The 8,750-nt window shown below is 42.7% G+C and carries 6 protein-coding genes and 2 pseudogenes; 4 read left to right on the top strand and 4 right to left on the bottom strand.

Annotation, left to right across the window (positions count from 1 at the left end; all coding sequences use genetic code 11):
* Positions 1 to 121 (top strand): annotated as a pseudogene (locus ABMY41_RS20850) (ISAs1 family transposase); the annotation flags it as partial.
* A gap of 97 nt (positions 122 to 218) precedes the next feature.
* Complete coding sequence (locus ABMY41_RS20845; RefSeq protein WP_058585861.1) at positions 219 to 1,001, top strand: YggN family protein; 783 nt, start codon at positions 219 to 221, stop codon at positions 999 to 1,001.
* 62 nt (positions 1,002 to 1,063) lie between these two features.
* Here the strand turns inward: ABMY41_RS20845 and ABMY41_RS20840 are convergent, their stop codons facing one another.
* Both ABMY41_RS20840 and rsuA read right to left on the bottom strand, forming a co-directional pair.
* The gene (locus ABMY41_RS20840) at positions 1,064 to 2,638 is read right to left on the bottom strand and encodes a methyl-accepting chemotaxis protein (RefSeq protein ID WP_349276150.1); all 1,575 of its coding nucleotides are present in this window, start codon (positions 2,636 to 2,638) and stop codon (positions 1,064 to 1,066) included.
* A gap of 154 nt (positions 2,639 to 2,792) precedes the next feature.
* Positions 2,793 to 3,491 (bottom strand): 16S rRNA pseudouridine(516) synthase RsuA, encoded by a 699-nt coding sequence (rsuA, locus tag ABMY41_RS20835; protein ID WP_062566459.1) that lies wholly within the window; start codon positions 3,489 to 3,491, stop codon positions 2,793 to 2,795.
* Between the two features lie 58 nt (positions 3,492 to 3,549).
* Between rsuA and zapE the strand changes: the two genes are divergently transcribed.
* Positions 3,550 to 4,662, top strand: coding sequence for a cell division protein ZapE (gene zapE, locus ABMY41_RS20830; protein ID WP_349276148.1), 1,113 nt, complete (start codon positions 3,550 to 3,552; stop codon positions 4,660 to 4,662).
* 60 nt (positions 4,663 to 4,722) lie between these two features.
* Here zapE and ABMY41_RS20825 read toward each other — a convergent pair whose 3' ends face one another.
* A complete protein-coding gene (locus ABMY41_RS20825) occupies positions 4,723 to 7,743 on the bottom strand; it encodes a TonB-dependent receptor (protein ID WP_349276147.1) in 3,021 nt (1,006 codons plus the stop codon).
* Between the two features lie 330 nt (positions 7,744 to 8,073).
* Between ABMY41_RS20825 and ABMY41_RS20820 the strand changes: the two genes are divergently transcribed.
* Complete coding sequence (locus ABMY41_RS20820) at positions 8,074 to 8,643, top strand: winged helix-turn-helix domain-containing protein (protein WP_349276146.1); 570 nt, start codon at positions 8,074 to 8,076, stop codon at positions 8,641 to 8,643.
* On the opposite strand, the pseudogene ABMY41_RS20815 reads toward ABMY41_RS20820, so the two are convergent.
* Positions 8,630 to 8,750: pseudogene (locus ABMY41_RS20815) on the bottom strand (ISAs1 family transposase); the annotation flags it as partial. The gene ABMY41_RS20820 and the pseudogene ABMY41_RS20815 overlap by 14 nt on opposite strands.

Below are 8,750 nucleotides of genomic sequence, written 5' to 3'. Positions count from 1 at the left end.
CATGGCGCTTTTTAAACAAGATACATCTAAGTCAGCTAGTATGGCGAGGAAAAAGAAAATGGCAGGGCTAGACGATGATTACCGCTCAACCCTGTTAGAGTCTGGGATTAAAATGCGCTAGCCGTGTAAGACGCCTAGCATAGCTAGGCGTTTTACTTGCATAAAATTGGATATTTGCTAATCTAGCGGCCTTCCTTTTTTGTCTTTTTGAGGTGTATATGGCGTTCTTTTCTCGCTCGTTGTTAGCAGCGGCCATTACATTCTCTAGCTTTTCCAGTTACGCAACCTTAGAAAAAAAACAATGCGATGTAGAGCTAAGCCATGGCTTAATCATCACTGATGATGTCATTCGTATTGTTGATAAAGGTCAAACTCGCGTACAGATCAATAACGATAACCAATTGTTTATAAGAGGTTATTGGGTTGATTTAAGCCCAGATGAAAGCAAAGTTGTAGAGCAGTTTAGTCGAGGTATTAGGCAAACAGTCCCTGAACTTGTTGACTTGGCGACCGATGGTGTAAACCTTGGCTTAAGTGCCATCGAGCAAGTTGTTGAGGGCATGTCAGACAAAGAGCCAGAAGTGTTAAAAACTCAGCTGCAATATGTTGAGCGTGCGCTGATGGATAAATTTAAGCGTGGTGATGACTTTTTCTTTATTGCTCCGCAGTCGCTGTCGAAAATAGATGACTTTTTTACCAAAGAAATCAGCCAAAAAATTCACTCTGCAGTGCATGGCTCACTTGGCGCTATTTTAGTCTCGCTAGGCGATGCTTTTAAATCGCGCGAAGGTAATATCGAAGACCGTATCAATGATATGGGGCAGCGTATGGATATCATCTCAACTGAAATTGACAAATCACTACAAAAGAAAGCAGAGCAATTAGAGATGAAAGCCTCTGAGTATTGTGAGTGTTTGAACTCATTAGATGTCACCGAATCACGATTACAACAAATGGTGCCTGGTATGGCCGATTTTGATTTGGTACAAATAAAGTCTTAATACGAACTTAAAACGAAAAAGCCCAGCAGTTGCTGGGCTTTTTCGTTTTAAGTTGATTTAAATTAACTGAATTTAGCGGTTTCAGTTTCTAAATTGCTTGTAAGACCTTTGATCAAATCGGTTGCTGTATGAGCCTGATTAGATACATTAGCTGTTTGTGAAGCCGTGTCTGAGATAGTTACGATGCGTTTGGCAGTGTCTTCACCTGCATCAAGTTGCTCTTTCGCAGCAATGGCTATCTGATGGCTCATTTGTGCAATTGCGCTGAGTGAGCTGGCAACGCGTTTTAGCTCTTCATTGGCTTTAGTCGACTTTTCAACGGTTTGTTCACTGGTACTAATACTAAGCGAAACAGATGATTTGGCATCTTGGGTTGCAGCTTGTAGTTTGCCAATCATATTGCGGATTTCTTCAGTACTGGTTTGTGTGCGCTGAGCAAGCCCGCGAACTTCATCAGCAACAACAGCAAAGCCTCGTCCTTGTTCACCTGCACGGGCAGCTTCTATCGCTGCGTTAAGCGCAAGTAAGTTAGTTTGTTCGGCAATACCTTGAATAACACTCAGCACATTTGCGATGTTATTTACTTCATCATCAAGCACTTGAATATTATTACCAGCGCTGTCAATTTGCTGCTCTAAAAGCGCGATGGTATCAGCAGCCTCGCTGGTTAAGTGGCTGGCACTTTGACCTTGTTGCTCAGCTTCTTGCACTGAGTAAGCTGCTTGTTCAGCATGTTCTACAACGGTTTGCGCTGAGGCTGTTAACTCGGTAATAGCTGAAGCAACCATTTGAGTTTCTTCGTTTAGGCTACGAGTCAGTTTGTCGAGTTCAACAGAGCGAGATTCGTTATCAACACTTTGATTTTTTAAGCTATCTGTAACCCCTTTGATACCGCCAACAACGCCACGTAACCCTTGCTGCATATAATGCATGGCAGCAATAATGCTCTCAGGTGGGGCATCTTGGCGAATATGTGAGTTTAAGTTGCCACGAGAGACGTTTTTTACAATACCGATTACTTCATCAATTTCGCCGCCTAAGGCATTAGTGAGCGATGAGCCAAAGCGAGCAATAGCAAAGGTCAGTGCAATGGCAATAAGCATAGATAAGCCGAGCAACCACTTTGCAGTATTCCAATAACGTTCATCAACTTCTTTGGCACTAATGCCTGTACCAACATACCAGCCAAACAGCGGTGTTTTTTGTACTACAGAGGTTAAATCAACGGTTTCACCATCTCGCACTGAATCCCAGTGATAGGTGATGATTTTATTGGTCGTGTTGCCCACGAGATTTTCGACCATACGGCCGATACTGTTGCCGCTGGCATCTTTAAAATCGTTAAAGCTGGTGCCGTGTAGTTCTGGATCGTGCGGAGTGGCGACAAAATCTAAGTTGTTGTCGACGACATACACATATTCTGAGTCGTGGTATTTATTTTCTCGAAGTACCTGAATAGCGAGCTTTTTTGCTTGTGCTTCTTCGAGTTGATTGTTTTTAACCATCAATTCAAATTGCTCAACAATATTAGTGGTGCTCTTCATGAGCTGGTTGATACGCGCGATGTTGTCGCTTTCGCTGGCATGGCGTAAAGATTGTAAGCCAAGTAACGCTATCGCAGATAACGCAATAAACATAGCGATAGCAAATAAGGTGATTTTTGTTTTTAAAGCTAGTCCTGATAACACAGTCAGCCTCCTTTATTATTTCCCCTGTTAACTTTTACCACGTTTGTCTGGTTTTATTAAGGAAAAATGACAGCGTTATCATGAGTTTTGCTCAAGTACCTATTTAGAGCTTCAGTTCGGCTTCTGTAAGGGCACGATATTCACCGCTTGCAAGGCTTTCGTCGAGGGTAATGTCAGCTATTTTTTCACGATGTAATTCAACAACTTTATTACCTACAGCAGCAAGCATTCGCTTAACTTGATGGTATTTACCTTCGCAAATTGAAAGGCGTAAGCTGTAGCTTGCAAGTTTTTCAACAACCGCAGGGCGAGTTAGCTCTTTTTCGTTGTGCAATTGCACCCCTTGCTCTAACGCTGCAATGGCTTCTTCATCAATAGGTTCTTGAGTTTCAACTAAATACGTTTTGAATTTGTTATGCTTTGGTGCAGTAATTTTGTGTGACCAGTCGCCGTCATTAGTGATGATCACTAATCCTGTGGTATCGATATCTAAACGGCCTGCAACATGAAAGTCGCTCATATTTGGTTCATCAAGTAAATCAAATACAGTCGGGTGAAGGTCATCTTTATTGGCACATACATAGCCAGCAGGCTTATGGAGCATGAAGTAGCGCTTACCTAAAAACACCAGTGGCTCGCCTTGCCAGCGCACGTCATCATCTTGGCTGATTGAATAATCAAATGAGGTGATCACCTCGCCGTTAACAGTGGCGTATTTACGTTTGATACCTGCTTTGGTTTTGCTGCGAGGTAACTCGGCAATATGGCTAATAAATTTATCTAAACGGCATGGAAATTTCATTGGGATCACATTTTTAGTCGGCTACAATGGCGGCGAGTATAGCGGATACTAGTTACCTATGACAGTACAGCAAGGACAAATATTACAGCATTACCAAGCGCAAATAGCCAAAGGTGATTTGCAAGAAGACCGTGCCCAGCGCACAGCGATTAATGCTCTCGATAATCTAGCCACAGAATTGGCTGCACCAAGCCATTGGTGGCAAAGCGCTAAGCCAATAAAAGGGGTTTATTTATATGGCCCAGTAGGGCGTGGTAAATCCATGTTAATGGACGTGTTTTTTCGGCTTGTTAATATTGACGCTAAGCAGCGTTTGCACTTTCATCATTTTATGAAGCAAGTGCATGAGCGCTTAACTCAGCTGCAAGGGCAGAAAAATCCGCTGACGGTGATTGCTAAAGAGTGGGCAGAGCACATTCGCTTGATTTGTTTTGATGAGTTTTTTGTTTCTGATATTGGTGATGCCATGATCTTAGGTGGCTTATTCAAAGCCTTGTTTGAGCAGCAAGTAGTGTTAGTGGCAACGTCAAACTGTCAACCGGAGCAGCTATATCGCAACGGTTTACAGCGAGCACGATTTTTACCCACTATCGATTTATTAAATGAGCATTGCCATGTTTTAAGTGTTGAAGGCGACACAGATCATCGCTTTCGGTTTGGTAAACAAACCGCACATTATTTTATTAATAACAAAGAGGCGCTAACAGAGCGCTTTTTAAAGCAAGAGCAAGTAATACAAAGGCAAACAACGATAGCGGTTTGCCACCGCGAGCTTAGCTGTATCTTGCTCGCTCAAGACGCCATTATGTTTGATTTTATGACGCTTTGCTCAGGACCTAGAAGCACCGCGGATTATATTTATTTGGCAGAGCGTTTTCAGCGCGTTTATTTACTCAATGTGCCAGTAATGGGGCGCGGAGCAACAGGTAAACAAATTGTGCATGGCATTGAAGATAGTTATCAGCGAGAAAAGCAGGATTTACAAGAACACTTTTTAGATGATGAAGCACGGCGCTTTATTGCTTTGGTTGATGAGTTTTATGATCGCAGCCGATTACTGGTGATTTCGGCCAAGGTGGGTATTAGCGATTTATATCAAGGCCAAAAACTGGCATTTGAGTATGCACGTACCGAGTCTCGATTAGTTGAGATGCAAAGCTGGAAAAGATAAAAGGCGCAATAAAAATGCGCCTTTGATGTCAGCCTAGCTGGGGATCTTCATATAAAACGGTTAAAAGCTATATTGAGCACCTACATACACGTAGCGACCAGCACCACCGCCGTATGCGCTGTAGTAGTTACCACGGCCATATGGATAAAAATCACCTTTATTATCAAACACGTTATTCACACCACCGAATACGCGCAATTGGCTCTGTTCACCAAGTGACATGGTGTAAGACGCTGAAAGGCTGTGTTTTAAGAACGAACCATAATCTTGGTAGGCAAGTTTTTCTGGATTACTGATACAAGTATCTTCACCAGCGTCACAGCGGGCATCATTTTCGTCAATATACTCTTGATAATCTTCTTCAAGACTCTGGCTTGCTTTAAACGAGCCTAAGTAATTTGTACGCCAGCGAATACGCAAGTTATCGTTACGCCATGTCAGTGACATTGAGGCTTTATCTTTGCTGCTGCCGTAACCTGCGTAGTGACTGGTTACTAAGCTGCCATCAAGGCCTTCATAAGTTTGCGAGTTTTCGATTACATGGTTGTAATCTAGTTTAAACGATAACTGACCTAGGTTATCTAAGTCTAATTTGTACTGTGCAACCACATCATAACCACGTGCAGTTAGCTCATCGAGGTTATATTGACGCTGAAGAATTTTGATAATGTTACCTTCGCTATTACGGGTAATATCATTACAAAATACGTTGTCTTCACCCCATGCTGCTTCTGAGTCGTAACATTCACGCATGATGTTTTCATTGCTGATCTGCGAAATCGCATCAACAATAGCAATATCGTAGTAATCAACAGCAAGATTAAAGTTTTCTAAAAAGGCAGGAGCCACTGTCACACCAAAGGTATAGGTATCAGCGGTTTCTTCTTTTAGATTTTCGTTACCTGCCCCTGGAGAGTAACTGTTGTTCTCATCGCTAAATTCAAAGTTAGGATCAGCAGCAAGTTGCGCAGCTAACGTCGGCTCTTTGCGGCAGTTGTCGTGACCTGCTTTAGTTGATGTTGCCGTTAAACCGTCACAAATATCATCATAGCTGTCGTAATCGCCACGCGGTGGTGACATAAGCTCTGTGATTGTGGGGGCACGTTGAGCGCGAGCGTAGTTTGCTCTAAATGCATAGCCTTCGATTGGTTCCCAAAATACACCTAGCTTGTAGCTGGCAACGGTGTTGACGTTTTCCATGCTATAGTTAGCCAAACGTAATGAAGTTTCTGCGCTTAAATTCTTTGCTAAAGGAGCATCTTTTAAAAGTGGGATCGCAAGCTCTGCAAAGGCTTCATAGACCTCAACTTCACCATAAAAATTTGGTACATAGTTGAAGGTAATACCGCCTGCTTTCATGTCGTCGCTGGTTGATAGGTCTTGGCTGTCTTTACGGTATTCACCACCAAATACCGCAGATACGGAGCCTGCTGGTAATTCAAATAAATCACCCGCTACGTAGCCAACCACACCGTATTGTTTTATTTCAGTATCAATAATTGGGTTGGTACGGATCCAAGCAGCCATTTCTTCGGTGATAGATCCCTCACCAAATAAGTTAATTGGCACACAGCCTTCAGCGCGAGCTGCTTCATCAATACATTGAATGGTGCCATCCGCTAATTCTTCTGCTTGCAAAGCTTGATTAAGTTTTACAGTATTTAATTCATTGCTACGAATTTGGTGTTGAGTAAATCGACCATAACTTGCAGATAGATCCCAGTCCCACTCGTCGTTAAATAATGTGCCTTGAAGACCTGCCCAACTACGAATGGTTTTACGGGTATTATCGGTGCTGATATTACCCACTTCACTGAAGCGGCGATCCCAATAAATACGATCTTTGTATGGGTTGGCATCGAGGATTTCTTGCGGAACATATGGGTTGTCGATTGGGATGTAACCCGGTGCTACATCAGCAAGGGGCTCGCCAGTGGTAGGGTCGTAACGCGGTACATACGCACCTTCGTATTCATCTTCAGGCGACTTATTGTTAAAAGAACCACTTTCACTGTATTGAACTTGCGCGTAGAACATCACATCGTCAGTTAAATCGTAATCAATTTTAACTGCAGCAGATACGTTATCGCTTGGTACATCAAGCATCACGTATTGATTTGAATTGATACCGTAAATTTCTTCGTTGCCTTTCCAGTCATCACGTAGAGTTTGACCGTCATACCAAAACTGTGTGTCGTTACGGCTGTTTTCTAAGAACACACCGCCAGGAATACCATCACTTTTGCTAACCCAATCAGCTTGTGTGATGTCACGCATACATTGATCGCCATCTGCTGTTTGCATTACGTTACACATGCGATCTGGATCGTAATCGTAACTATCTTCGATTTGTGCGCGTTTACGATCATAAAAAGTCATACCGAAATCACGGTCCCAGTTGGCACTGAAATAGGCGTAACCGCGATCTTCAGCAAACGAGGTACCGTAGTTTAAATCAAGGGTAAATTCTTTACCGCCGCCATCGGTGGTTTCACCCGTGTTCGCTTTAAAATCAAAGCCTTCTTTTTTGGATTGGGTGATAATATTCACCACACCTGCTACAGCATCGGCACCATAGGTTGCAGATGCACCGCCACTGATTATTTCAACGCGCTCAACCATACCGCTCGGAATGGTATTTAAACTGACATAGTTGCCACTGTAGCTGTTTGAAACAACACGACGACCATCAATCAGTGTCAGAGTACGGTTAGCACCTAAATCTCGTAGTTGTACTGTCGATAAGCCAGTCGCTGAAACACTCGATTGGCTGGTGGTGTTACCTATGCTCTCGCTAAGAGCTGGCATGTTATCAACCAAAATGTCTGATAAGTTGGTTAAACCTGTATCGGCAATGGCTTCGCGGTCCATTGTGACCAGCGGTGTTGGAATTGAAAAGCTATCGCGTTTAATACGTGAACCCGTAACAACGATTTTTTCCGGCTCTTCAGTTTGTTCATTAGCTGCTGGAGTGGTGTTGGCAGGGCGGGCAATCTCAGCATCATTGGCAAATGCATGTTGGCTAAAACCACTGGCAACAGCAAGTGCAATAGCACAAGGTTTGGTTAGTAGATTTCTCACAGGCGTTCCTAGTTGTTTTATTTTTAGTTTTTAGAACCAGAGTGATGCTCTTTTTAAGGGCAGTTAAAATTTACAGTGAGCAACACTCTGGTTGGTCGGTATTGACGTAAAAATTTTTATAGAAATGTGAACCTAACTATAATCTTAGGTGGCTCGTTTATGTCTCTATTTTATATCTATTGAATATCTATTTATTTAAAATCAGTGGCTTAAGAAATGTTCATTGTTAACCGTTTTGCAACGTTAAAGCTGGTGAAAGGGCTGCTTTTACGATAAATTGATAGGGCTTTATACTGCTGTACTTCTAAAATGGGGTTTTATTTAGAGTAAATGGAAACATCTAATCGCGTTTATCAGCTGGGCTCATGTATTGTTAACCCACTCGAAAATAAACTGATCTGCAATGGTAGTGAACAGCTTTTGCAGCCTAAGTTTATTGAGTTGTTAGCTTGCTTAGTGGCGCGTTACCCCGAACCAATCACCCGTGAAGAGCTCATCAATAATGTTTGGGAGGGCAATTTTTACGTGGGTGAAAAAGCCTTAACAAATGCTATTTGGCATCTACGAAAAGCATTTAAGGAACTCGATCCAGAACAAACTTACATAGAGACATTACGTAAAACGGGTTATCGCGTTTTATTAAAGCCCGAGCTAATAGATACATCCGATAAAGAAAACCCTGTGGGTTTTAGTATCACAGCTGCCCAATTCCGCCAGCTGTTTGTGGCTTTGTGTGTCATTAGCTTGGTGGTGATGTATTGGTTGTTCTCTTCGCCTGCAAAGCAATCTAACTCAAGCTTTGTGTTGCCGCTTAATAGCATCGAAAGCGTGACGGCAAGCCCTGGTCGTGAGATTTATCCTTCAATTTCTGATGATCAGCACACGGCTAGCGCATTTTAATCCCAGACTCTAACAGGGTTGAGCGGTAATCATCGTCTAGCCCTGCCATTTTCTTTTTCCTCGCCATACTAGCTGACTTAGATGTATCTTGTTTAAAAAGCGCCATG

The sequence above is a fragment of the Pseudoalteromonas sp. BZA4 genome (assembly GCF_040104395.1).
Classification (GTDB): Bacteria; Pseudomonadota; Gammaproteobacteria; order Enterobacterales; family Alteromonadaceae; genus Pseudoalteromonas.
This window is presented reverse-complemented; position numbering and strand designations above follow the sequence as displayed.